This window comes from Blautia ammoniilytica, from assembly GCF_025566965.1.
GTDB lineage: Bacteria > Bacillota > Clostridia > Lachnospirales > Lachnospiraceae > Blautia_A > Blautia_A ammoniilytica.
The window spans coordinates 1-26755 of sequence record NZ_JAOQJL010000046.1 but is presented as its reverse complement, the minus strand read 5'-3'; the positions used below and the strand labels follow the sequence as shown (position 1 = coordinate 26755).

Sequence of the window (26755 nt, the reverse complement as noted above, 5' to 3'; positions counted from 1 at the left end):
GCCGCTGTGAGATTCAGGGGAGGAACGACACCGGGGAGAACTGGCGAACTGACACCGAAATGATACCGAAACACGACAATCTGATAGGGGGATAGTCTACCCTATCGCTGATACTTCGGGAGATTTTAAGCGGCTCTATGACCGTAATTTTGCCGAAAATCGCCCCGAAACCATACACAAAAACGGGAGGAAGCGCAATATGCCGAGAATGAGCAAAAAGAGGAAGCATGAGCTTTCCTTTTACCTCAATGACCGGGGGCGTGTCACTTACAACGAATTATGCCGGAAATGCCAGCATGGGTGCAGGCAGAGCTTCCGGGCGGTTGTGGTTGACTGCCCCCGTTATTTATCCAAACGAGCAAAGAAAAAGGAGGAACACACCGAATGAATTTTGAATTTATGACGATAGACACACCATTGCCGCCGTGTATGCCATTTCCCATAGCGTTGACAGGATTTCCAGTCAGCAGCACCGCAAAGGTCATGTACTGCCGGATGCTGGACGCTATGCTATCCAAAGGGCAGGAGGACGAAAACGGAATCCTGTTTGTCTGCTTCCCTGTCACAGCCATTGCTACAGTCCTGTCCCGCAACTCCATGACGGTCAAGCGTTCTCTGAATGAACTGGAAACCGCTGGGCTTATCATGCGGGTGCGTCAGGGCGTGGGAGAACCAAACCGGATTTATGTGCTGATACCGGGAAAGGAGGACGCTGCCCTTGCCTGAGACCTCAAAGCTGGAAAAACTCAACTGGGAGCTGGAGAAAAGCGAAAAGAAACTGCGGAAAGCCATCAATGATGAAAAGGCATTGCAGTACCAGTTAAAGCAGCTTACCCGAAAGGAACGAACGCACCGGCTCTGTACCCGTGGCGGTATGCTGGAAAGTTTTCTGCAAGAGCCGGAACGCCTGACAGATGATGATGTCATGCTGTTGTTGAAACTCATTTTTCACAGGCAGGACACGCAGGAACTATTGAAAAAACTGCTGGAACGGGAGAAGCCGGAAACCCCTTAGTTTACTAAGGGCGCAATTATACACCACCCAGAGGTTGGTGCATTGCGTTCTCCGAAGGCTCCTCGCCGGAGGGCTTTGATTTTCCGCAGTCATGGTCTGCTCCAAATCATACAGGGGACGCTACGCTTCCCCTGCGCTGGCTGCCGCCAGCTACCCTTTTGTGGACTTGCCATCTGGGGACACCTTGCAATGCAAGCTGTTCCCAGCCGACAAGTTTCATAAAATATGCTATCTTTTCGATAAGCAATAAAGTATAATGAAGTCAGTAATAAATTTAGAAATTGAGGTAAAGTTATGGCATCCAGCAAAGAATATTTAGAATTTATTTTAGGTCAGTTATCTGGCTTGAATGAAATTACCTATCGAGCTATGATGGGCGAATTTGTCATTTATTATCGTGGTAAGATTGTAGGCGGTATCTATGATGATAGATTACTTGTCAAACCAGTAAAATCAGCAATAAGTTATATGCCAACGGTTTCGTATGAGTTACCTTACGAGGGAGCAAAAGAAATGTTGTTGGTAGATGAAGTTGATAATAAAGAGTTTTTGACAGGATTGTTTAATGCTATGTATAAGGAATTGCCTACCCCTAAATCGAAAAAGAAAAAATAACAAAATAATAATTTGAGAGGAAGTGTTACTGATGGAAAAGTTTAAGCCGTTTATTATACCTGTGGCATTATTGGTTCTAATTGACCAGACGGTTAAAATAGTAATTTCAAAAGTATTTATGAAATGCGAATTTGATATAATAGCCAAAGTTTTAAGATTTAATCCAGAACTAAATACTCGTTTATCTTATGCTGGAAATTTCTTCGAATTATTATCAAGTCCGTTTGTTACCATTTTATTGAATGTGTTTGTTTTGTTCCTCTTTTTTTCAGGATATATGCTATATCAGGCAAAAAGAGCACATATAAGTTTTTGGGTAAAAATAATAATGATTTGTGGCATATCGGGATGTTTATGTAGCTTGATTGATAAGCTGTTTTGGGGTGGAAGTTTAGATTTTTTGCAGATACCTACCCTTTTTATTTTTGATTTGAAAGACTGCTATCTTACAGTTGCAGAAGTTATATTTGTTGCTATTGGAATTTTGAATAGCAAAGAAATATCGGTTAAAGAGTATTTACATTTTTGTTGTAACAAATTTAGCTTGTAAACTTCTGGTTTATTATTTCTTATACATCGGGTCAACTTGTCCCGAACTTTTACAACTAAATACCCGCCGCTCACACAGCGGCACACCGAGCAGGAAATCTGAAAAAGGTCTCCTGCTTTTTTTCTGCCCAAAATGAGGTGGTAAAACGCCACCCCATCCACCAAGCATAGAAAGGAGGGACACGAAATGCCCTGTCCACACAATGAAATCACGATTGTGCAGCGAAGCCAGCGGCAGTCTGCGGTTGCCGCCGCTGCTTACCAAAGCGGCGAAAAGCTGTTCTGTGAATACGACCAGCAAGTGAAGCACTACCCGGAAAAGCGTGGTATCGTCCACAATGAAATCCTGCTCCCGGCAAATGCCCCACGGTCGTATGCAGACCGCAATACCCTATGGAATGCCGCCGAAGCGGTGGAAAAACAATGGAACTCCCAGCTTGCAAGGCGGTGGGTGCTTACCATCCCAAGAGAGATACCGCCCGACCAGTACGCTGTCCTTGTCCGGGAGTTCTGCCAGAAGCAGTTTGTTTCCAAAGGCATGATTGCTGATTTTGCCATCCATGACCCCCATCCGCCGGGACATAATCCCCACGCCCATGTCCTGCTCACTATGAGGGCAATGGACGAACATGGGAAATGGCTTCCCAAGAGCCGCAAGGTTTATGACCTTGATGAGAATGGGGAACGGATAAAGCTGCCATCCGGCAGATGGAAAAGCCACAAGGAGGATACGGTGGACTGGAACGACCAGAAGTATTGTGAAATCTGGCGGCATGAATGGGAGGTCATCCAGAACCGCTATCTGGAAGCCAATGACCGCCCGGAGCGTGTGGACTTGCGTTCCTATGCCAGACAGGGGCTTGATATTGTCCCTACTGTCCATGAGGGGGCTGCTGTCCGGCAGATGGAAAAGCGTGGTATCCAGACGAATATCGGCAACCTGAACCGGGAAATCAGAGCCGCCAACCGCCTGATGAAATCCATCCGGCAGCTTATCCAAAACCTCAAAGGCTGGATTACCGAGCTGGGAGAAAAACGGAAAGAGCTGCTTGCACAAAAAGCGGCGGAGGAAGCAACACTTCTTCCCAATCTGTTGATGAAGTATATGGAGATACGAAAGGAAGAACGGAAGGACTGGACAAGGGCTGGACAGAACCGGGGGACTTCACAGGACTTAAAGGCAGTCAGCGAAGCCCTGTCCTATCTCCGGCAAAAGGGGCTTTCCACTGTGGAGGACTTAGAAGCCTTTCTGGAATCTTCCGGGAAATCAGCCGCAGATTACCGCAATCAGATGAAGCAAAAGGAAGCCCGCAGCAAAGTGATTGACGGGATTCTTGCCAGCCGGACAGCCTGCAAGGAATGTAAACCTGTCTATGAAAAGTACCAGAAGATATTTTTTAAGAAAACAAAGGAGAAATTCAAACAGGAACACCCGGAGGTTGCCCGATATGCGAAAGCCGCCGCCTATCTTGCCAAGCATCCGGACGATAAGGATAAAACGAAAAATGAGCTGCAACAGGAGCAGGAAATGCTTCTTAGCGAAATCGCAGAGCTGAAAGTACCGCTGACCGAGGTACAGGAGGATTTGAGGAAACTGCGGGACATCCGCTACTGGGTACGGAAAGCAACACCCGGCACAGAAGAAAGCAAAGAGCCGCCCAAGAAACAGCCTATCAAAGAAGTCTTGCAGGATAAGGCTGACGAGAAAAAAGCACAAAGAACCGCCCCGGCACAGAAGAAACACAGACAACAGGATATGGAACTTTAACAGGCACTTGCCATTTTCAATCAGAGAATGTCAGGTGCTTTTCTTATTTTCAAGGAGGGATAGATTTGAATGTATTTGAAGCTGTGAAGCAGTCCGTCACAACAAGACAGGCTGCGGAGCATTATGGAATCCATGTAGGTCGGAACGGGATGGCTTGCTGCCCGTTCCATCACGATAAAACCCCAAGCATGAAGCTGGATCGGCGTTACCACTGCTTCGGCTGCGGTGCGGATGGGGATGTGATTGATTTTGCCGCCGCCCTGTATGGGCTGGGAAAGAAAGAAGCCGCCGTACAGCTGGCAAATGACTTCGGGCTTTCCTATGAGGACTGGAAGCCGCCGGGAAAGGCAAAAAAGCCCAAGCCTCGGCAGAAATCCCCGGAGGAACAGTTTCAGGAAGCAAAGAGCCGCTGCTTCCGTATTCTTGCTGATTATCTCCATCTGCTCCGGGCATGGAGAAAGGAATATGCCCCGCACTCCCCGGAGGAAGCCTTTCATCTCCGGTTTGTGGAAGCCTTACAGAAGCAAGACCATGTGGAATATTTGCTGGATGTGCTGCTGTTCGGGGAAACAGAGGAAAAAGCGGCTTTGATTACGGAATACGGAAAGGATGTGATACAGCTTGAACAGCGAATGGCAGAGCTTGCAGCCGCAGACGCAGCAAGAACTAAAAAACACCATGAACGCCATGCAGCCGCCCCAGAGCGTTGAGGAAATCAAGGCGGGGCTGGAAACTACCGAGAAAGGCGGTGTCCGTCAGAGCATACGGAACTGCCTGACCGTATTCCAGCGTGACCCGCTGCTTTCCGGGGCTATCGCATACAACATCCTGACCGACCGCAAGGACATCATAAAGCCCATCGGCTTCCACAGGGAAAGCACCGCCCTGAACGATACGGACATGAAGTATCTGCTTCTCTATCTGGAAGAAACCTACGGGCTTACCAATGAGAAGAAGATTGATAACGCCATCGGGATTGTGGCGAATGAAAACAAGTACCATCCCATCCGGGACTATCTCAATACCCTTGTGTGGGACGGGACAGAGCGAATCCGTTTCTGCCTGCGGCACTTTCTGGGGGCTGACGCAGACGATTACACCTATGAAGCGTTGAAGCTGTTCCTGCTGGGTGCAATCTCACGAGCCTTTCAGCCGGGATGCAAATTTGAAATCATGCTCTGTCTGGTAGGCGGTCAGGGGGCTGGCAAGTCCACCTTCTTCCGTCTGCTGGCAGTCCGGGACGAGTGGTTCTCCGATGATTTGCGGAAGTTGGACGATGACAATGTGTACCGCAAGCTGCAAGGTCACTGGATGATCGAAATGTCGGAAATGATGGCAACCGCCAACGCCAAGAGCATCGAAGAAATCAAGTCATTTTTAAGCCGGCAGAAAGAGGTTTACAAGATACCCTATGAAACCCACCCGGCAGACCGCCCCCGTCAGTGCGTGTTTGGCGGCACTTCCAATGCCCTTGACTTCCTGCCCCTTGACCGTTCCGGCAACCGCCGCTTTATCCCTGTCATGGTGTACCCAGAGCAAGCCGAGGTTCACATTTTGGAGGACGAAGCTGCTTCCAAAGCCTATATCGAGCAGATGTGGGCAGAAGCAATGGAGATTTACCGAAGCGGCAGGTTCAAGCTGGCTTTCAGCCCCACCATGCAGCGGTATCTCAAAGAACACCAGCGGGATTTTATGCCGGAGGACACCAAAGCCGGGATGATACAGGCGTATCTTGATAAGTACACCGGGAACATGGTCTGCTCCAAGCAGCTCTATAAGGAAGCCTTGAACCATGCTTTTGACGAGCCGAAGCAATGGGAAATCCGGGAAATCAACGAGATTATGAACCAGTGCATTACCGGCTGGCGGTACTTCCCGAACCCAAGAATGTTTTCCGAATATGGCAGACAAAAGGGCTGGGAGCGTGAAAACCTGGCAACGGACTCCGGCAACCCGTCTGAAAAAACGATGGACGGTTTTGTGGAGGTCACAGAACAGATGGAGCTTCCATTCTGAAAATGACAGCCCGTTGCACCCCATGTTGCTATCCCGTTGCCGAGCCGGTTGCCGGGGAAAATCCCGAAACTATCGGCTTTTCTCCCCTATGACAACCAAAACAACAGAAAAATAAAAGAAAAGTATAAATAGTAACCATCGCCAGATTGAGATTGTTTGCAAGGTCTTTTGAAGTCCGTTGCCGGACTTCGTTGCCGACACCCTCTGTCTGGCTATTTTCATGTATGGAGGATAACTGCCTATGGCAAAAAGCAAAACAGAGATTCATGTTACAACGGTGTTTGACGGGGAACTGGACGCAACCGATGTGTTCGTCAGCCTGATTTCCCAGAAATACGGAAAGACAAATACAAAAGGATATCTTGCTAAAAAGAAAGATTTGAAGTATAATGAAGATGAGGTTCAAAAGAGCCAGATACCGTCTGGATTGTGTGGGTAAATGGCTATGATGAACGAAATGGAATATAGAACAATCGGAAAGGCACTTGCCGGGGGCTATCGTGCAGCGGTCTATTGCAGACTGTCAAAGGACGATGACCTGCAAGGCGAAAGTGCCAGTATCGCAAACCAGCGTGATATGCTGGAAAAATACTGCGAAAAGCAGGGATGGGAGGTTGTGGCAGTCTATCAGGACGATGGCTTCACAGGTCTTAATATGGAGCGTCCTGATTTACAGAGAATGTTGAGAGCCATTGAGCGCAGGCAAATCAACCTTGTCATCACGAAAGACCTCAGCCGACTGGGGCGGAACTATCTGCAAACCGGGCATTTGATTGAGGACTTTTTCCCAAGAAACGGTGTCCGCTATATCGCCATGAATGATGGTATCGACACCCTGCGGGATAACAACGACATTGCCCCGTTCAAAAATATCCTGAACGAGATGTACAGCAAGGATATTTCCAAGAAAGTCCATTCCTCTTATCTTCTGAAAGCGCAGAAAGGGCAGTTTACCGGGTGTCTTGCCCCGTTTGGGTATCGGAAAGACCCGGAGGACAAAAACCATCTGCTCATTGACGAGGAAACCGCCCCGATTGTGCGGCTGATTTTCGGATATGCCCTGAACGGTCATGGTCCGAACTATATCCGCAGACGGCTGGAGGAAGAAAAAATCCCCTGCCCCACATGGTGGAACCGGGAACGGGGGCTTCGCAATACCCGCACCAAATGGGAAAAGAAAGACCCGGAAAACGGGCGGTATATGTGGGACTTCTCCGTTATCAAAGACCTTTTGATGAATCCCGTCTACACCGGGGCGATTGCTTCCCAGAAAAAAGACTACCGCTTCAAAATCGGCACGATTGGGGAAAAGAAGCCGGAGGACTGGATTGTGGTGGAGGGACAGCATGAACCGCTGATTGACCGCATGAGTTTTGACATTGTGCAGAACAAGCTGAAATCCCGCCAGCGTCCGGGGCAGACCAATGAAATCAGCCTGTTTGCCGGACTGCTAAAATGCGGCGAGTGTGGGAAGTCGCTGACGATACGCTACACAAACGCAAAACATCCCCAGCGGATATACTCCTGCAAGACCTACAATGCCTTTGGAAAGAACCACTGCACCCAGCACCGGATTGACTATGACACCCTTTACAGCCATGTGCTGCGGAAAATACGGGAATGTGCCAGAGCTGCCCTGATGGACGGGGAAGCGGTTGCCGACCGCCTGACCAATACCTGTGAAGCCGAGCAGCGGGAACAGCGGGAAGCAATGGAACGCTCCCTTACAAGGAACGAGGAACGGATTGAGGTTCTGGACAAAATGGTAATGCGGCTTTATGAGGATATGATTGCAGGGCGTATCAGTGAGCAGAACTTCAACACCATGCTGGAAAGGACACAGACCGAGCAGACGGAGCTTAAAACAAAAGTGTCCGAGGGCAGGAAGCGGCTGTCCGATGAAGTCCAGCTTGCCAATGACGCAAAACAATGGGTGGAAGCCATTCAGGAATACGCCAACATCACAGAGCTGGACGCAGCCACCCTCAACCGCTTAATCAAAGAAATCGTCGTGCATGAGCGCATTGACGAAGATAAAACAAGACACATTTCTATCGAAATTCATTTTAATCTCAAACCCATCCCGGAGGTGGAACAGGTCACTGCCTGACCTGTCCCCCGGGACGGTTCTCTTAACAACACCATATAGATTTTTTGTACGCCGCCGCCCGCCATCGAGCAGAGTTTTTACACCTAATTGGGGATAAAACAGCTTATGGCCGGAGGAGGGGTTGTGTTAATCGGAACACAGCTTATCCCGCTTCTGGGAGGACTGTTTTAAGCATAGAGGAAAGGAGAACCACCCATGTTCGATGGCATTTTTGAAGCAATCGAGGAATGGATGAGGGAGCTTTTGACGGGGATGGTCACGTCCAACCTGACAACCATGTTTACCGATGTCAATGAAAAGACAGGAGAAATCGCTGCGCAGGTCGGACAAACCCCGCAAGGCTGGAATGGAAGTATTTTCAGTCTGATACAGAATCTTTCCAATTCGGTCATTGTGCCGATTGCAGGCGTGATTATTACATTTGTCCTGTGTTATGAACTGATTACCATGCTGACAGAGAAAAATAATATGCACGAGATAGATACTTGGATGTTTTTCAAGTATTTTTTCAAGATGTGGGTGGCAGTTTATCTTGTCAGCAATACCTTCACGATTGCGATGGCAGTCTTTGATGTGGGACAGCATGTAGTAAATGCCGCAGGCGGCTCTATCAATTCGCAAACAGCTATTAACGTAGATTCCATGATTGAAGCCATGAATACGGCAATGGAGTCTATGGAAATAGGGGAATTGGTCACACTGGCACTGGAGACGATGGTGGTCAGCCTGTGCATGAAGGTGATGTCTGTACTGATTACCGTCATCCTGTTTGGAAGGATGATAGAAATTTACCTCTATACTTCGATTGCACCGATTCCGTTTGCAACCATGTCCAACCGGGAATGGGGGCAGGTAGGAACAAATTATTTCCGGGGGCTTCTGGCACTCGGATTTCAGGGATTTTTTATGATGGTGTGTGTAGGCATTTATGCGGTGCTTGTATCCACTATCCAGATTTCAGACAATATGCATTCAGCATTGTTTGGAGTGGCGGCATATACGGTCATTCTCTGCTTTAGTCTGATGAAAACCGGAAACCTGTCACGCTCTATTTTCAATGCACACTAAGGAAACAATGGAGAAAAAATATAACATTATTTATGCTGATCCGCCCTGGAGATATGACATGAACCGGGGACAGGGGGCGGCAGAAAACCACTATCCAACTATGAGTATTCAGGAAATATGCAGACTTCCTGTTGCAGAACTTGCAGCAAAGGACTGTGCTTTGTTTTTATGGGTAACATTTCCGCAGCTTCAGGATGCAATGAAACTTTTTGAAGCATGGGGATTTACCTATAAGACACTTGGGTTTGCATGGGTAAAACAGAATAAATCCGGAAAAGGATTCTTTTTCGGGATGGGCTATTGGACACGTTCCAATGTGGAAATCTGTCTGCTTGGGATTAAGGGACATCCAAAGCGGATATCGAAAAGTATCTCTCAGCTTATCATAAGCCCATTGGAACAGCACAGTAAAAAGCCGGATGAAGTCCGGAAGAGGATTGTGGAATTATTTGGAGAACTGCCGAGAATTGAACTGTTTGCAAGGCAGAAAACATCCGGATGGGATGTGTGGGGAAATGAAGTTGAAGGTTCTGCATCGTCCCGGATTTTAGAAAATGCAGGGAAAGGAGATGGTAATCGTGGCATTTGTATCAGTACCCAAAGATTTGACAAAGGTAAAAAATAAGGTTGTTTTAAACCTCACGAAACGGCAGCTTATCTGTCTGGTGATTGCGGCGGCTGTGGGGCTTCCATTTTATTTTCTGACAAGGGAATGGATTGGAACAAGCAATGCGGCAACAGGTATGGTCATTCTTATGCTTCCGGCATTTATGTTTGCCATGTATGAAAAGGACGGCCTGCCTTTGGAAAAGATTCTCTTAAATGTCATTCATGTAAAACTGCGGTATCCTGCCATCCGCAGGTATGAGATTGAGAATCTGTACGAAATACAGGAAACAGTAACGACTGAGAAAAGAAAGAGAGGAGGAAGCGGACATGCAGAGAAAAAGAAAAGGAAATGATAGACAGGCGTACCAGTCTCATATCAAAAGGCAGGAAGCCTATGAAAGAGGCTGGCTGGATGATGCGGACGAGGAATATCCGGATTATGGAGAGGCAGAAGCCTATGATACAGAAAAAATGGCAGGCCTTGTAAGGGGACAGCCTGTGGTGTCCGGTTATGAAGCTCTGGAACGCAGAAGGGGCAGGAGAAAACCACCCAGAAAACTTACCAGGCGTGAAAAAAGGGCTATGAAAAAAGCAGAAAAAATGAATGAGAAGCTGCGCAGAGAGCAGGAAAAAGCAGAGAAAAAGGCAGCTAAAAAAGAAGCAAAGCTGGCAGCAAAAGAAGAAAGAGCCGCTTTAAAAAAGGAAAAAAAGAAAAAGCATAAAACGGTAAATTATTCTGCGGCATCCGAGAAACCGGGGAGAAAAAGAAAGGGACGAAATACAGTCGGATCACAGAAGATTGTGGAGAAGAAACCTTCAAAAGCAGAATTGAAAAAGGAAAAGGAGAAGCGTCTTTCGGCACAGAAATCCATACCATACCGGGAAATGGCAAAGGACGGTATCTGCCGGGTACAGGAGAAATATTATTCCAAAACCATCCGATTTTATGACATTAACTACCAGTTGGCACAGAACGAAGATAAGAATGCCATTTTTGAAAACTGGTGTGACTTCCTCAATTATTTTGACAGCAGTATCCATTTTCAGGTGTCCTTTATCAACCATCACAGCAGTATGAAAGAATTTGAATCCGCTATTCAGATCAGACCGCAGAATGACGCATTTGACGATGTGCGTATGGAGTATGCACAGATGTTAAAAAATCAGCTGGCAAAAGGAAATAATGGCCTGGTACGGACGAAATACATTACATTTGGAATTAAGGCGGAGAACATCCGGGAAGCAAAGCCGAAGCTGGAACGTATCGAAGCGGATATTTTAAATAACTTCAAGGTTCTCGGAGTGTCGGCTTATCCGCTGTCCGGGGAGGAACGGCTTCAGATTCTCTATGAAACCTTTAACCCGGAAGAAAAAGTGCCGTTCCAGTTCTCTTATGACAGGGTACTGCGAAGCGGAATGGGGACAAAAGACTTTATTGCACCTACCAGTTTTGTGTTCCGGGACGGAAAGACCTTTCAGATGGGAAATACCATCGGTGCAGCATCTTATTTACAGATACTTGCACCGGAGCTGACAGATAAGATGCTGGCAGAGTTTTTGGATATGGACAGAAATCTGATTGTAAATCTTCATATCCAGTCTCTGGATCAGATGAAAGCGATTAAGCTGGTAAAAAGTAAAGTGACGGATATTAACCGCATGAAGATAGAAGAACAGAAAAAAGCAGTACGTTCAGGGTACGATATGGACATCATTCCGTCAGATTTGAACACGTATGGCGGGGAAGCGAAGCGTCTTTTGGAAGATTTGCAGTCCAGAAATGAAAGGATGTTCCTTGTGACGGTATTGTTTTTAAATACGGCAAAGACAAAGCAGGAACTTGATAATGCGGTGTTCCAGACAGGAGGGATTGCACAGAAATATAATTGTTCATTAAGAAGATTGGACTATATGCAGGAGCAGGGATTGATGAGCAGTGTTCCGTTGGGATTGAATCTGATTCCGATTAAGAGAGCGCTGACAACTACATCCACTGCTATTTTTGTGCCATTTACCACACAGGAATTGTTCATGGCGGGAGAATCTTTGTATTACGGTTTGAACGCCCTTTCCAACAACATGATCATGGTGGACAGGAAGAAACTGAAAAATCCTAACGGACTGATTCTTGGTACGCCCGGTTCCGGAAAATCTTTTTCTGCCAAAAGGGAAATTACCAATGCTTTTTTTGTCACGCAGGATGACATTATTATCGGAGATCCGGAAGGAGAATACTATCCCCTTGTCAACGCACTTGGAGGGCAGGTTATCCATATCTCGCCTACCAGTCACGATTACATCAATCCAATGGACATCAACCTGGATTATTCTGATGATGATAACCCGCTGGGCTTTAAGAGTGATTTCATTCTGTCCTTGTGTGAGCTGATTATGGGTTCCAGAAATGGTATTGAAGCAGAAGAAAAGTCTGTCATTGACCGATGCTTGCCGATTGTATACCAGAAATATTTTGAAAACCCTGTGCCGGAGAATATGCCTGTATTGGGAGATTTGTACCAATGCCTGCGGGAACAGAAAGAGGTTCAGGCACAGAGGATTGCGACAGCATTGGAAATCTATGTCAACGGTTCCTTAAAGGTGTTCAACCACCGTACCAACGTGGAACTGAATAACCGGATTGTCTGTTTTGATATTAAGGATTTGGGAAAACAGCTTAAAAAGCTTGGGATGCTGATCGTGCAGGATCAGGTGTGGAACCGTGTGACGGTCAACCGGGCGCTGCATAAATCTACCAGATACTATATTGATGAGTTCCATCTGCTTCTGAAGGAGGAACAGACGGCGGCTTATTCCGTGGAGATTTGGAAGCGTTTCCGTAAATGGGGCGGTATCCCGACAGGAATCACGCAGAATATCAAGGATTTGCTTGCCAGCCGGGAAATCGAAAACATATTTGAAAACTCGGACTTCATCTATATGCTCAACCAGGCGGCAGGGGACAGGCAGATTTTGGCGAAGCAGTTGAACATTTCGCCCCACCAGCTTTCCTATGTGACCAACAGCGGCGAGGGAGAGGGATTGATTTTTTATGGCAGTACCATTATCCCGTTTAAGGATAAGTTTGATAAATCCCTGCGTCTGTATGCTTTGATGACAACCAAACCTTCGGATTTGGAAGGAACAGGAGAAAAGGCGGGAAAAGCAGAATGTTAAAAACGGATACGATTATCAATGGGGACTGTCTGGAGGTGCTAAAAGTCTGCCGGATGAAAGTATCCATTGTTGTGTGACTTCTCCGCCGTATTATGCTTTACGGGATTATGGAAAGGAAAACCAGATTGGCAGGGAAGGCGCACCGGAGGAATATATCGGACATTTGGTTTCTGTGTTTTGTGAATTAAAAAGAGTCCTGCGGTCAGATGGTACGTTCTGGCTTAATATAGCAGACTGCTACAGCCGGAAATCCTATCATGGGTTGTCCGGCTGCAAGCCAAAAGAATTGATGGGACTTCCGTGGCTGCTGGCACTTACCCTGAGAAAAGAGGGCTGGTTTCTTCGCAGTGATATTATCTGGCAGAAGGATAATCCCATGCCGGAGAGTGCAAAAGACCGACCGAGCCGATGTTATGAACATATCTTCCTGCTTACAAAGTCCGGGAAATATTTTTACGACAATCTTGCCGTTGCCGAGCCGATTGCTTTAAGTACCGCCATCCGTTACCGCTATGGGAGAAAGGAAAACACAAAATATGCGGACGGCATACCGGGGCAGATGTCCAGACAGCAGATCAACAATCCCTGCAGGTATGGAAAAACAGAAATCAACCCTTTAAGGAATAAGCGGGATGTGTGGAATATCAATACCGTTCCATATAAAGGGGCACATTTTGCAGCATTTCCGCCACGTTTGGCGGAAACCTGTATCCTTGCGGGATGCCCAAAACAGGGGATTGTCCTTGATCCGTTTATGGGAAGCGGGACAACCGGGGCTGTGGCAAAAGGGTTAAACCGACAGTATATCGGGATTGAATTGAACGAGGAATACTGCAGGCTGGCGGAAGAACGGATAAAAAAGGTGTCAGGAGACAAAAAAATCGGAGAAGGATGCGTATGAGAAAATGGGCAGCCTATCTGCTTTGTTTTCTGTCACTGGCATTATTGGGAATCAGCGGACACTTCCTCGCAGACTATGCAAAACAGGAAGAAAAAGCGGATATTTTACAGGAACAGTTAAAAGAAATTTATGAAAACCAAAAAGAAGAAACAAAAGAGAAGCCCCGACAGGATGAAGAAGAGCAGAACCTCATCCATGAGGGGCTTCTTGCCCTTCATGAAAAAAACAAGGATTGTATCGGCTGGCTGACGATACCGGATACGCTTATTGACTACCCCGTTATGTACCATCCGGAAGAAGTGAATTATTATCTGAAACGGGATTTTTTCAGAGAATACTCTGCAAATGGAAGCTTGTTTCTTTCAGAAAACTGTTCCCTGAAAGATTGCGACAATCTGATCATCTATGGACACCACATGAACAGCGGAAAGATGTTTGCCGCATTGGAAGGGTATCGTGAGAGGAAGTTCTTTAAAGAGCATCCTTTTATTTTTTTCAATACGCTGCAGGGGGAAGAAAAATATCAGGTGTTTGCAGTCTTTTCCACTCCGGTTTATACGGGAAGTGATTTTGCCTATTATACGTTCACGAAAGCGGAAAACAGAAAGTCATATGAAACATTTATAGAAGCTGTAAAGGAACGGTCATTTTATGATACCGGGATTACGGCAGATTATGGAGAGAAGCTGCTGACACTTTCCACTTGTGAATATTCGCAGGAAAACGGAAGGCTGGTTGTAGTGGCAAAGAAAATAGCAGAAAAGGAGATAACAAAATAATGGTTCACACCGTAAAAGTAAAAAGAGAAGATATACCAAAAGAATTGCAAATGCTTTTGGAGAATGGAAAAGACAGCAATGGAGAAGAGGTCTTTTCCCATATGCCGGAGGATTTGATTTATCTTGCGGCACTGGTGGACATGCAGAGTTCTATGCTGCATCTTCTGATGCTTCATGGAAATCCCCTGCCGCCGGAGGCATGGAAATTTGCTGCCTCCATTCCGAAAATGGCAGATGCGACACTGGAAAAATGGGAAGAGTATGCACAGCCATATATGTAAGGAGATGAGAAATCATGCAGGAGCATGAGTACAGGGCAAGAGACAAAACCGTAAAGAAAATGAGCCGGGATGGACTGAAGGAGGAAAATCTGCACAGCAGAAAATCCATCCGGGTAAGTAACCGGGAAACAGATGATTTTTTCTGCGCAACACAGGCAGAGGATATGGAAGATTTTTCAAAGCGGGGAGAAAGGGCGGAAGATACGAAGTCTGCGAAAAAGAAGCTGTATTCGGAAAAAGCAGGCAGAACAGAAGCTGCGGAAACAGTCGGGCAGGACATGGAGAAAAGTGGAAAAAAACGGGCGGCTTCCAGAAAAATGCGGATACCGGAATCGGAGAGTGCCAGATGGCAGGAAGAAATAGAGGAAGCAGACAGCAATACAGGGGAACGTTTGTCTGATTATTCTTCCCGTGTGGAAAGTATCAGGGGGCATCCGTCCGGGGCGAGGGAATATGCAGAAGCTGCTGCATGGACAAGCCATAGCCGAAAAAAACAGCAGGTGCAGTCCTATGTCCGAAGAGAAAGGGCAGAAAAAACGGCAGAAGAAAAACAGACGGCTCAGAAAGAAAAAGAATCTTCCCGTTTTCGTAAGAACCAGGAAACAGCGGAGCAGTCGATGGAAGGGTTCCGTGAGGAAATCAAGGGAAAGATAAAGCGGGAACAGCTCCATAAAGAACAGAAGAAACAGGCAGGAAGACTTTCTTTTGGGGATGAAAGCAGCGGGATGATACAGGGAGCCGGAATTGGGATGGCAAAGAAGGCTGTTTCAGCAGGTACTGTTGCTGCATCTGCTTATGTTCATGGGAAGAGTCACGAAGCAGAACAGGAAAATGCGGCAGTGGAAGGGGCACATAAAGCGGAACTGTTGGGAGAAAAGACTGTCCGATATGCCGTTTCCCGGTCAAGCCGCAGACTGCAGGAATCCCTGCACACGGAACGGCAGGCAGAAAAAACAGCGGAAGCGGGCCGCCTGCAGTTTGAGGCGATGAAAAAAAGCGGAAAAGAAGTGGGGAAACACGCTGCCGAGGTGGAACAGTCAAAGAAGAATGCTATTTTACGCTTCTGGCAGAAAAGGCGTTACAAACAGGCTTATGCTGCGGCGAAGGAAGGGAAAAAAGCAACGGAGGATACCATCCGGGTTACAGAAACCATTGCGGTCAAAGCAAAGAAGGTACTGCAGGAGATTCTTTGCAGGAACCGGGCAATTTTCGCAGGTATAGGTGTCTGCGTATTGTTGTTCGCAGTGATGGCAGCCTCACTCAGCAGCTGCAGCGCCAGCATTCAGGGCGGCAGTACCACAATTATTTCTACCACCTATGCCAGCGAGGATGAAGATATTTATGCGGCAGAAAATGCTTATGCACAGCTTGAAGCGGCATTGAATAATCAGATTAACAGCATGGAAGCCACACATCCAGAATATGAGGAATACCGCTATCAGGTAGACGAAATCAGCCATAATCCATACCACCTTATCTCCTACCTGACAGTTAAATACGGGGATTTTACATATACACAGGTGGCTTCGGAGATTGAAGAAATCTTCCGGGAACAGTACAGCATACATACGGAGAGTGTGCGTGAAACAGTGACAGAAACACAGACGGTACGGGTTGGGGAATCACTGGGACAGGTAGTAACCAGTGGATATTGCAACTGTCCGATCTGCTGCGGCGTCTGGTCCGGCGGATCGACAGCCAGCGGAGCCATGCCGCAGGCAAACCACACGATTGCGGTAGACGCTTCCAATCCTTTTGTACCTCTGGGCACGAAGATTGTGATGAATGGTGTGGAGTATGTTGTAGAAGATACAGGCGCTTTTGACCAGTACGGGGTGCAGTTCGATGTTTATTATGGAGACCATGCAGCCGCTTCTGCACACGGACATCAGACATGGGAAGCATACATAGCAGATGACAATGGAAGTCAGGAAGTGGAAGTGACCAGTACCAGAGAGGTAAACAGGCTGGAAACAGTGCTGACAAACCATAATCTGGATACTGTGCTCAGAAACAGAATGAATGACGAGGAAGAACAGCGGTATGATTATTACAATCTGACATATGGGAACCGTGATTATCTGTTTGATGTAAATACGCTGCCCAGTGGCGGAGGTTCCGGTGGTTTTGGCTATGAAATTCCGGCAGAGGCATTGTCAGATGAAAAATTTGCAAACATGATCCATGAAGCAGAAAAATATCTGGGATACCCGTATGTGTGGGGCGGCGCTTCGCCCAGTACCAGTTTTGACTGTTCCGGATTTGTCAGTTGGGTAATCAATAACTGCGGAAACGGCTGGAATGTAGGAAGGCAGACGGCAGACGGGCTTCGTTCCTGCTGTGCATATGTATCGCCGTCCGAAGCAAAACCGGGAGATCTGATTTTCTTTCAGGGTACTTACAATACGCCGGGAGCCAGTCATGTGGGAATCTATGTAGGAGACAACATGATGATCCACTGCGGCAATCCCATCCAGTATGCGAATATCAGTTCTGCATATTGGCAGGAACATTTCATGGCGTTTGGAAGAATCCAGTAGGAGGTTAAGAAAGTGAATATGAAATTAAAAAAGGTTCTGGATGAAATCCAGAAAACAGAGGAAAGAATTACCGAGTGGCAGGAACATTTAAGGGAACTGAATATCCGAAAAAAGCAGTTGGAGGATGCGGAGATTATTAAAAGTATCCGTTCCATGAAATTAAACAGCCGGGAACTTCTGGTAGTATTGGACAAAATCCAGAATGGAACGGCTGTTTTTCCGTATCTGACGGAAGAAACTACTGTGCCGGATACAAAAAAAGAAGAGGATTGGAAGGATATTGCAGAAGAAAGAAAACTGCCGGGACATAGGGCAGAAGAAAAGGAGGATGAACATCGTGAGAATGAAAATTAAAAAGTGGCTGGCAGCGTTTACAGTGGCGGCAGGGATGGTCTTGCCTGCCACGACTGCCTTTGCCTTTACGGATGAAGCGGCTCAGCAGGCGGTGGAAGCACCTGCGCCAACAGAGACGCCAGTACAGGAGGAAGAACCGCCGAAGACAGAGGAAACACCTTTTTCTGTTCCGGGGAACGGAAGTCTGGCAGATGATAAATCAGGGGACAGCACAAAAGAGTTCCTTACGGTACAGACAAAGAACGGCAATACGTTTTTTCTTGTGTTGGACCGTTCCAGTAACAAAGAAAACGTATATATGCTTTCCATGATTGATGAGGATGATCTGGCAGAGTTTGTTACGGAAACAAAGAAACAGGAAACAGAACAGCCAACAGTCATTACACCACAGCCGGAGACAAAACCTGCAGTTGAGGAAACGGAAAAGGAGCCGGAAAAAGAAAGTAAAGAGACTAATACCGGGGCGTTGCTTGCCATTGCGCTGCTTGCCGTAGCAGGATGCGGTGGTGTTTATTATTTTAAGGTTGTAAAGCCTAAAAAAGAGGAAGAGGATGCCGGAGATGAGGATTTGGAATTTTATGAAGGAGATTACATCAACGAAGATTCTGAAAACCACATGGACGAGGATGACACAGAAGAATAAAAAACAAAGTTAAGGATGGATAGGAAAAGGGCAGCCGAAAAGAAAACGGCTGTCCTTTTTTGGAAAGGAGAATGGAATGTATTTAGTGATTGGAGAGAAACCCAGTGTATCTCAGACATTGGCGAAAGTATTGGGAGCAGGAAAAAGACAGGATGGTTATCTGTCAGGTGCAGACTGTATCGTTAGCTGGTGTCTCGGACATCTGGCGGAATACGTGTCCCCGGAGGTATATGACAGCCGCTATGAGAAATGGGAGTTTTCACAGCTTCCTATTTTACCGGAACATTGGCAGCTTGCGGTGGCAAGGGATAAGAAAAAACAATTTGAGGTATTGAAAAAACTGCTGAACCGTCCGGATTTAGAGTATGTGGTGAATGCCTGTGATGCCGGAAGGGAAGGGGAACTGATTTTTAAGCGTGTTTATGACTTGTCCGGAAGCAGGCTTCCCGTAAAAAGACTGTGGATCAGTTCGATGGAGGATGGTGCAGTTCGTGACGGATTTGCTCATTTAAAGGACGGCAGGGAGTATGGGAATCTCTGTGAAGCTGCTGTGTGCAGGGCAAAGGCGGACTGGCTTATCGGCATGAATGCAACCAGAGCCTTTACAACGAAATATTATAAACGTCTGGTGATCGGAAGAGTCCAGACGCCAACGCTTGCCATGCTGGTGGAACGGCAGGAAAAAATAGATACTTTTGTAAAAGAACCTTTTTACAAAGTTACGCTTACAGGAGATGGATTTACTGCGGTATCTGAAAATTTTAAGGAAGAGACAGAAGCAAGGAGACTGGCAGAGAGCTGTCAGGGAGAAAAGGCGGTAATTGTAAAGGTAGAAAAGAAGCAGAAGAAAACGATGCCGCCGAAACTCTATGACCTTACGACATTACAGAGGGAGGCAAACCGATTCTTTGGGTACACAGCACAGGAAACATTACAGGAGCTTCAGGAACTTTATGAGGACAAGCTGGTAACTTATCCCCGTACAGACAGCCAGTATATTACGGAAGATATGGAACAGTCAACGATGGAACTCTTGGAGGTGCTGCCGGAGATACTGCCCTTTTTAGAGGGGAATATGGGATACGATGTAGGCAGAATTATCAATAATGACAAGGTTTCTGACCACCATGCACTGCTTCCTACAAAGGAATCGGTCAAAAAAGGATTCTCACAGCTTACGGAAAAACAGAGGAACCTATATTGTATGATCGGACAGCGTCTTGCTCAGGCAGTTTCCAAAGAATGTACATATGAAGAAACACAGATTACGGTACAGTGTGCGGGACATGAATTTATGGCAAAAGGAAAGCGTATGACAGAACCTGGATTTTGGAAAATTGCCACCGGGTTTAGGGCATCCCTGAAAAAATCAGGAGAGGAAGAAACGGATACAAATAAAGAGGAATTATTGGAAGAGAATCTACAGGAGGGGATGGAGTTTTCCCGTATACAGGCGGAGGCAGACAGACATTTTACATCACCTCCGAAAGCATTTACGGAAGATACTCTGTTAATGGCAATGGAGACTGCAGGAAACAAAGAGTTTGATGCAGAAACAGAGAAAAAAGGGCTTGGCACACCTGCCACAAGAGCTGCTGTTATCGAAAAGCTGGTGTCTTCCGGTTATGCCCTCCGCAAAGGAAAACAGATACTTCCAACAGTGGATGGAAAAGCATTGACGGCAGTGATTCCAACGTATCTGAAATCTGCCGCCATGACAGCAGAATGGGAGAACCGCCTGCTTTTGATAGAAAGAGGGCAGCTTGATGGCAAAGAGTTTCTGGAAGGGGTTACAGAACTTGTAAAAACTGTCATGGAGGGATGTAAAGAAATACCGGAGGAAGAACTGCAGCGATTCCATCCGAGGGAACAGATTGGCATCTGCCCGCTTTGCGGCAGCCCGGTATATGAGGGAAAACAGAATTTTTACTGTTCCAGCCGGGAGTGTTCCTTTGCCTTGTGGAAAGAAAACCATTATCTTTCCGGTATGAGAAAACAGCTTGACAAAAAGATGGCAGTGGAGCTTTTGACAGGTGGGCGTACCCATGCAGATGATTTTTATTCCCGTAAAACAGGAAAATTATTTTCTGCGGATTTATTGTTGGATACCAGTGAGGGAAGGGTGGCTTTCCAGATGGAGTTTCCTAAAAAAAGAGGCAGAAAATACAAAGGAAAAGTGTAAGCATGGAAATGGAATAGAAAAGAAAGAGGTGGATTATCATGGCAAGATTGCAGGAGATAAGGGGACTGGCGGAATACACGGCAAAGGATGTGAGCAGTTCACCGAAGGATTGGATGAAGTATCTGGATACGGCGGCAAAGCTGTACCGCTATCCGTTCTCGGATACACTTCTGATCCATGCCCAGCGTCCGGATGCAACCGCCTGTGTGTCACTGGAAGCATGGAATCAGAGGATGGGTCGATGGGTAAATCGTGGGGCGAAAGGAATCGCCCTGATAGATGACACAGGACCGAGACGGCAGCTTCGTTATGTATTTGATGTTTCAGACACACACATGGTAAAAGGCGGAAGGACACCGAATTTGTGGCAGCTCCAGAAAGAACAGGAGGAGGCGGTGCTAGACCATCTGGCAGATGCCTATGGGCTTGAAGGGGGAGATACGGAAAGCCTTTCCAATGCACTGATGGCAGTAGCTTCTTATATGGCAGAGGAGAATCTGGAGGAAGCGATGGAGGGGCTGCAGTATGAGATTGAGGACAGTTTCCTGTATGGACTGGACGAGGACAGTATCCGTGTCATGTTCCGGGAACTGTATTCAAACAGTGCTTTTTATATTTTATCACGCCGATGTGGTATTGACCCAATGGAATATCTGGAGGAGGAACATTTTTTCGGGATTACGGATTTTAACCGACTTTCGGTTTTATCATTTCTTGGAAATGCAGTCAGTCAGCTTGTGGAGCCTATACTTATGGATATTGGGAAAACCATACGAAAAATCCAAATGGAAGAACAGGAAAAAACGGTTGCAGATCAAAACTACATCGGCTATAATGAATTTAACACGTTAATTCGCAAAAGTAAGAGCAAAGGAGAGATAGAACATGGAACTGACCTATCACAGAAAGGGAGATTATCTGTTTCCGAACCTGATAATCAAAGAGGAGACAGTGGCAATCGGGAAATACGGGATGCTTCGGAAGACATTTCTGAAGGAACATCGGAAGAACTGGTATCAGAGTATGATGCTGACCGGGAAACTGGAGAATCATCTGGCACAGACCGAGAAGGCAGCGCAGGAGAGAATGGAAGTACTGATGAAAGGGCTGCTGGAACGTTATCCGGCTCCGGAGAAGGAGAGCGATCCGATGGCATGGACAGCCCATATGAACAGCCTGACAGCGATGGCGGAGGAGAGCATCTTGACGGAATTGGTATACAGTTAAGTGAAGAAACAACAGAACAGGATTTGAGTGAAGCAGAGGAGATAGAAGCCTCTGCTTTTTCTTTGCCTGCACTTCCGACTGCAAAGGAACAGATACGGGAGATTGAGGAACGTATGGCTGCATTATATGCCGGGGAGATTTCCATATCCCCGGATGTGGTGGATGAAGTGCTGCGTGTGGGCGGCAACCGGGAAGGAAGCCAGCTTCGTATCATCTATAATTTTATGATTGAGCAGACACCGGAGGAATATACAGAATTTGTACGCCGGGAATATGGAACAGGCGGAAAGGGACTTGTCATTGACGGTACAGAGTATTCCGTCTGGTTTGATGAGCTGGGAATGCAGGTTGCAGTGGGGCATACGGTAACGGACAGGATTTTGGATAAGGTATTTCTTTCATGGGAAGAGGTAAGCGGGCGTATCCACCAGCTTTTGCGTCAGGGGGAATACGCTCCCCAGGTGGTGCTGGATGCGGCACGTTTGAATGCTTTGGAAGAACATGCGACAGTATTGGCATACATGAAACACGATATGGCGGAAGGCGTAGCAGAGATTGTGTTTGGTGACACAGAGATTTTTCATCATGGATTCCCGGATACGGTAAAAAACCTCAGTGAACTGCTGGCACAGCCGGAATATCTGTCGGAAATAAACGAGCGCCTGGAGGGCGCAGCATTGGCCTATGCGGAGGACAAAGACATCATGCGTTTTCATTTCTACCGTCCGGATAAGGTATCGGCACAGTTTAAAAAATTTGCAAAAGAGGCAGTGCCATTTGGCGCAAGAGACGGATTTGCATGGGAGGAACATCCGCTGTTTATTACACAGGATGAGATAGATTCGTTTCTTGCCCGTGGCGGTTCCTATTCAGATGGAAGGTTGAGTACCTATGCTTTTTATCTCCAGAATAAAACGGAAAAGGAAATGGCAGATTTTTTAAAGGAACGGTACGGGACAGGCGGATGCAGTCATGCACTTGACGGTGCGGATGATTCTCATGCGGACTATAACGGAAAAGGATTAAAGCTGGCGAGGGGAAGTTTTGGAAACCCGGATACGCAGGTACTATTGAAATGGCCGCAGGTAGCGAAGAGGGTAACGTATCTGATTGAAAATGATAAATTTCTAAAAGCTGCAGATTATTCCAGAATGCCGGGATACGAACGGGAACAGATGGTAAACCGTATCCTTAGTTTTTATGCCCGTCTGCCAAAAGAAACAGAACGTCCGTTTACAGATGATTTTTTCCATGATGACGCAAGAATTGAACTGGCTGCAGCACTGGAAGATACGGAAACAGCAGCAGAATTAGTGGAAAAGATGGATGCCGCCCTTGCATCCTTACCACTGGATTTTGAAGGCTATGAAGCAAAGGTACAGTTCCTTGTGGACTTACATGGATATGTGGAGGGGACGTATACCATCTTCCCGGAACGTGTGCAGGAAACAGCGGTGGAAAATGGAAAGCAGTTGTCTTTGTTTGATTGGATGGAATCTGATATACAGGATAAAGAAGAAAAAAAAGAGCCATTAGAGAAAGAAGCAGAGCAGGAGAAAGTTGTACCGGAGACAGTAGAAGGGACAGAAAAAGCAGAGGAAATCCCATTTCAGGAGCCGACAAAACAGCAAAAGGCGGAAGCAGTGGAACATGCGGACACAGCACAGGAAACCATCAGACCGGAACTGATTAATTTCCGTATTACGGATGAACACTTGGGGGAAGGCGGACCGAAGCAGAAATTTCGTGCCAATATGGAAGCGGTGAAGTTACTGCATGAACTGGAACTTGAAAACCGTCTGGCAACTCCGCAGGAACAGGAAATTTTATCCCGTTATGTAGGATGGGGCGGACTTTCACAGGCGTTTGAGGAAGGAAACAATCAGTGGGCAGGGGAATTTACGGAATTATATTCAGAACTGTCTCCAGAAGAATACCGGGCGGCGAGGGCTTCTACCTTAAATGCTTTTTATACATCTCCGGTTGTGATCCATGCCATGTATGAAGCACTTTCCAATATGGGGCTGGAATCAGGAAACGTACTGGAACCATCCTGTGGTGTTGGAAATTTCATGGGACTTGTACCAAAGAGCATGGAAGATTTGAAAATGTATGGGGTGGAACTGGACAGCATTTCAGGGAGGATAGCAAAACAGCTTTACCAGAAAAATAATATTTCTGTGCAGGGATTTGAAACGGCGCAGTACCCAGACAGCTTCTTTGACTGTGTGATTGGCAATGTGCCATTTGGAAGCTATAAAGTAGCTGACCGAAAGTACGACCGCCACAATTTTATGATACACGATTATTTCATTGCAAAATCCCTTGACCTTGTTCGTCCGGGCGGTGTTGTGGCAGTGGTCACTTCCAGCGGCACACTGGATAAGCAGAACCCGGCTGTCCGTCAGTATATTGCCAATCGTGCTGACTTACTTGGAGCCATCCGTCTGCCGGATAATGCTTTCCGAAAGAATGCAGGGACAGATGTGGTGTCAGATATTTTGTTTCTCCAGAAAAGAGATTGTGCATCTTTGGAACAGCCGGAATGGGTACAGCTTGATACAACACCGGAAGGATATAGGATGAATGCCTACTTTGTCCGTCATCCGGAAATGGTGTTAGGGGAACTTTCTGTAGAAAGTACACAGTACGGAAAACAGGAAGTGACAGTAAAACCCATTGAAGGGATGGAACTTGCGGTACAGTTAAAAGAGGCGATAAGCCATATACAGGGAGAGATTACGGAGAATACACTGGACGATTTTGAACTGACAGAAACAGACCGTTCCATTCCGGCAGACCCGGCGGTAAGGAATTTCAGTTTTACAAATGTAGACGGGAAAGTATATTACCGGGAAAACTCAAAGATGAATCCGGTGGAACTGCCAGCTTTGACAGCGGAACGTGTACTTGGGATGATTGAGCTGAGAAATGTGACACAGGAACTTATCCAGTGTCAGATGGAGGATGGCAGTGATGAAGAGATAGCTCTTCTGCAGAAAAAATTGAATCAGCAGTATGACCGTTTTTCTTCCCGGTATGGGTTGATCAGCAGTACGGCAAACCGCAGGGCATTTTCGCAGGACAGCAGCTATTGTCTGCTGGCATCTCTGGAATATCTGGATGAGGAAGGAAAGCTGAAGCGTAAAGCAGATATTTTCAGCAAGCGTACCATCCGCAGGGCAGAACCAGTGACCAGTGTGGATACCGCCAGTGAAGCCCTTGCCGTATCCATCGGGGAACGTGCAAAAGTGGATTTGCCGTTTATGGCAGAATTATCGGGAAAAACAGAGGAACAAATCACGGAAGAACTGGCAGGCGCAATTTTCCGGAATCCACTGACAGACAAGTGGGAAACCTCGGATGAATATTTGTCCGGAAATGTACGTGAAAAGCTGGGGATTGCAGAGAGATTTGCCGAAAACCATCCGGAGTATGAAGGCAATGTGCAGTATCTTAAAAAAGTACAGCCGAAAGACCTGGATGCTTCGGAGATTGAAGTCCGCCTGGGGGCAACCTGGGTTGATACAGAGTATATAACACAGTTTATGGGGGAAACCTTTCATACACCGGGCTATTATCTGGGAAGCAAGATTGATGTCCGGTATGCAGCCGTTAATGGGCAGTGGAACATTACCGGGAAAAATATGGACAACAGGGGTAATGCCCTTGTGCAGTCTACTTATGGAACCCAGAGAGCAAATGCGTACCGTCTCTTAGAGGATGCCTTAAACCTGCGTGATACGAAAATCTACGATACCATTGAGGATGCGGACGGGGAACACAGGGTTTTGAATAAAAAGGAAACCATGCTGGCACAACAGAAACAGGAGATGATAAAGGAAGCCTTTAAAGAGTGGATTTTCCGTGACATAGACCGAAGAGAGGCATTATGCAAAAAGTATAATGAATTATTCAATAGCAGCCGTCCACGTGAATACGATGGAAGCCATATTCAGTTTACGGGTATGACACCGGAAATCACGCTGATGCCGCATCAGAAAAATGCGGTTGCCCACATCTTATATGGAAATAATACACTGCTTGCCCATTGTGTCGGTGCAGGAAAAACTTTCCAGATGATTGCGGCAGGTATGGAAAGCAGAAGGCTTGGATTATCCCAGAAAAATTTATATGTGGTGCCGAACCATCTGACAGAACAGTGGGGCAGTGATTTTTTGCGGCTCTATCCGGGGGCAAACGTCCTTGTTGCCACAAAGAAGGATTTTGAACCTGCCAACCGAAAGAAATTCTGTTCCCGGATTGCTACCGGGGATTATGATGCCATTATCATCGGGCACAGCCAGTTTGAACGTATTCCTCTTTCTGTAGAACGTCAGGCGGCAGCGATTGAGAAACAGATTCGTGATATTACTATGGCGATTGAGGATGCAGAAGGGCAGGAGGGAACCCGTTATACAGTCAAGCAGATGGAAAAGACAAGAAAATCCCTGCAGACAAGACTGGATAAATTAAATGACCAGACGAGGAAAGACGATGTGGTGACCTTTGAACAGCTTGGCGTAGACAGGCTCTTTGTGGATGAGAGCCATAATTATAAAAATTTGTTCCTCTACACAAAAATGAGGAACATTGCCGGAATCGCCCAGACGGACGCACAGAAAAGCTCCGATATGTTTATGAAATGCCAGTATTTAGATGAACTGACCGGAGGAAAAGGAGTTACCTTTGCAACGGGGACCCCAGTGTCCAATAGTATGGTTGAACTCTACACCATCATGCGGTATTTACAATATGATACAATCCAGAAAATGGGCCTCGGACATTTTGATTCCTGGGCGGCGGCTTTTGGGGAGACGGTTACGGCGATTGAACTTTCGCCGGAGGGCTATACTTTAGTAAGACGATAAATAATGCGTTCCTAAATTGAAAATAGGATATCAAAATTGGTTTTGGAACTTCA

20 protein-coding genes and 3 pseudogenes are annotated in these 26755 nt (G+C 46.6%); all 23 read left to right on the top strand.

Features of this window, described 5'->3' with window-relative positions:
* The first annotated feature begins 199 nt into the window (after window positions 1-199).
* The gene (locus tag OCV61_RS16570) at window positions 200-388 is read left to right on the top strand and encodes a hypothetical protein (protein ID WP_002592123.1); all 189 of its coding nucleotides are present in this window, start codon (window positions 200-202) and stop codon (window positions 386-388) included.
* The gene (locus OCV61_RS16565) at window positions 385-726 is read left to right on the top strand and encodes a helix-turn-helix domain-containing protein (RefSeq protein ID WP_002595108.1); all 342 of its coding nucleotides are present in this window, start codon (window positions 385-387) and stop codon (window positions 724-726) included. The genes OCV61_RS16570 and OCV61_RS16565 overlap by 4 nt, the downstream gene beginning before the upstream one ends.
* Window positions 719-1015, top strand: a complete 297-nt coding sequence (locus tag OCV61_RS16560) for a DUF3847 domain-containing protein (protein WP_002592121.1) — start codon at window positions 719-721, stop codon at window positions 1013-1015. Before OCV61_RS16565 ends, OCV61_RS16560 begins: the two co-directional genes overlap by 8 nt.
* A gap of 294 nt (window positions 1016-1309) precedes the next feature.
* Window positions 1310-1630, top strand: coding sequence for a TfoX/Sxy family protein (locus tag OCV61_RS16555; RefSeq protein WP_058966403.1), 321 nt, complete (start codon window positions 1310-1312; stop codon window positions 1628-1630).
* A gap of 31 nt (window positions 1631-1661) precedes the next feature.
* Complete coding sequence (locus OCV61_RS16550; protein ID WP_016218015.1) at window positions 1662-2180, top strand: signal peptidase II; 519 nt, start codon at window positions 1662-1664, stop codon at window positions 2178-2180.
* A gap of 186 nt (window positions 2181-2366) precedes the next feature.
* Window positions 2367-3947 carry a MobQ family relaxase gene (mobQ, locus tag OCV61_RS16545; RefSeq protein ID WP_158422722.1) on the top strand — a complete coding sequence of 527 codons (1581 nt, stop codon included), beginning with the start codon at window positions 2367-2369 and terminating at the stop codon, window positions 3945-3947.
* 65 nt (window positions 3948-4012) lie between these two features.
* On the top strand, window positions 4013-4657 hold the full coding sequence (locus OCV61_RS16540) for a CHC2 zinc finger domain-containing protein (protein ID WP_158422721.1): 645 nt from the start codon (window positions 4013-4015) through the stop codon (window positions 4655-4657).
* Window positions 4626-5963, top strand: coding sequence for a virulence-associated E family protein (locus OCV61_RS16535; RefSeq protein ID WP_158422720.1), 1338 nt, complete (start codon window positions 4626-4628; stop codon window positions 5961-5963). The genes OCV61_RS16540 and OCV61_RS16535 overlap by 32 nt, the downstream gene beginning before the upstream one ends.
* Before the next feature lie 241 nt (window positions 5964-6204).
* Window positions 6205-6402 carry a hypothetical protein gene (locus tag OCV61_RS16530; protein ID WP_058966410.1) on the top strand — a complete coding sequence of 66 codons (198 nt, stop codon included), beginning with the start codon at window positions 6205-6207 and terminating at the stop codon, window positions 6400-6402.
* Window positions 6403-8073, top strand: a complete 1671-nt coding sequence (locus OCV61_RS16525) for a recombinase family protein (protein WP_158422718.1) — start codon at window positions 6403-6405, stop codon at window positions 8071-8073.
* A gap of 90 nt (window positions 8074-8163) precedes the next feature.
* Window positions 8164-8244 (top strand): annotated as a pseudogene (locus OCV61_RS16520) (Maff2 family mobile element protein); the annotation flags it as partial.
* Window positions 8245-8268: 24 nt separating this feature from the next.
* Window positions 8269-9141 carry a VirB6/TrbL-like conjugal transfer protein, CD1112 family gene (locus OCV61_RS16515; protein ID WP_158422717.1) on the top strand — a complete coding sequence of 291 codons (873 nt, stop codon included), beginning with the start codon at window positions 8269-8271 and terminating at the stop codon, window positions 9139-9141.
* A gap of 7 nt (window positions 9142-9148) precedes the next feature.
* Entirely contained in the window at window positions 9149-9766 is a 618-nt protein-coding gene (locus OCV61_RS16510; protein ID WP_158422716.1) for an MT-A70 family methyltransferase, read from the top strand.
* Window positions 9720-10103 carry a PrgI family protein gene (locus OCV61_RS16505; protein WP_158422715.1) on the top strand — a complete coding sequence of 128 codons (384 nt, stop codon included), beginning with the start codon at window positions 9720-9722 and terminating at the stop codon, window positions 10101-10103. Before OCV61_RS16510 ends, OCV61_RS16505 begins: the two co-directional genes overlap by 47 nt.
* Before the next feature lie 313 nt (window positions 10104-10416).
* Entirely contained in the window at window positions 10417-12924 is a 2508-nt protein-coding gene (locus OCV61_RS16500; protein ID WP_373132462.1) for a VirB4-like conjugal transfer ATPase, CD1110 family, read from the top strand.
* Window positions 12918-13825: pseudogene (locus OCV61_RS16495) on the top strand (DNA-methyltransferase). The gene OCV61_RS16500 and the pseudogene OCV61_RS16495 overlap by 7 nt, the downstream one beginning before the upstream one ends.
* Window positions 13822-14604, top strand: coding sequence for a class B sortase (gene srtB, locus OCV61_RS16490; protein ID WP_158422713.1), 783 nt, complete (start codon window positions 13822-13824; stop codon window positions 14602-14604). Before OCV61_RS16495 ends, srtB begins: the two are co-directional and overlap by 4 nt.
* Window positions 14604-14885 carry a hypothetical protein gene (locus tag OCV61_RS16485; protein WP_158422712.1) on the top strand — a complete coding sequence of 94 codons (282 nt, stop codon included), beginning with the start codon at window positions 14604-14606 and terminating at the stop codon, window positions 14883-14885. The genes srtB and OCV61_RS16485 overlap by 1 nt, the downstream gene beginning before the upstream one ends.
* A gap of 14 nt (window positions 14886-14899) precedes the next feature.
* Window positions 14900-17425, top strand: a complete 2526-nt coding sequence (locus OCV61_RS16480; protein WP_158422711.1) for a C40 family peptidase — start codon at window positions 14900-14902, stop codon at window positions 17423-17425.
* Between the two features lie 18 nt (window positions 17426-17443).
* The gene (locus OCV61_RS16475) at window positions 17444-17779 is read left to right on the top strand and encodes a DUF4315 family protein (protein ID WP_180006317.1); all 336 of its coding nucleotides are present in this window, start codon (window positions 17444-17446) and stop codon (window positions 17777-17779) included.
* A complete protein-coding gene (locus OCV61_RS16470; protein WP_226855168.1) occupies window positions 17769-18422 on the top strand; it encodes a CD1107 family mobile element protein in 654 nt (217 codons plus the stop codon). The genes OCV61_RS16475 and OCV61_RS16470 overlap by 11 nt, the downstream gene beginning before the upstream one ends.
* A 76-nt stretch (window positions 18423-18498) precedes the next feature.
* The gene (locus OCV61_RS16465) at window positions 18499-20604 is read left to right on the top strand and encodes a type IA DNA topoisomerase (RefSeq protein WP_158422708.1); all 2106 of its coding nucleotides are present in this window, start codon (window positions 18499-18501) and stop codon (window positions 20602-20604) included.
* 38 nt (window positions 20605-20642) lie between these two features.
* A pseudogene (locus tag OCV61_RS19015) lies at window positions 20643-26681 on the top strand (DEAD/DEAH box helicase family protein); the annotation flags it as partial.
* Window positions 26682-26755 lie beyond the last annotated feature (74 nt).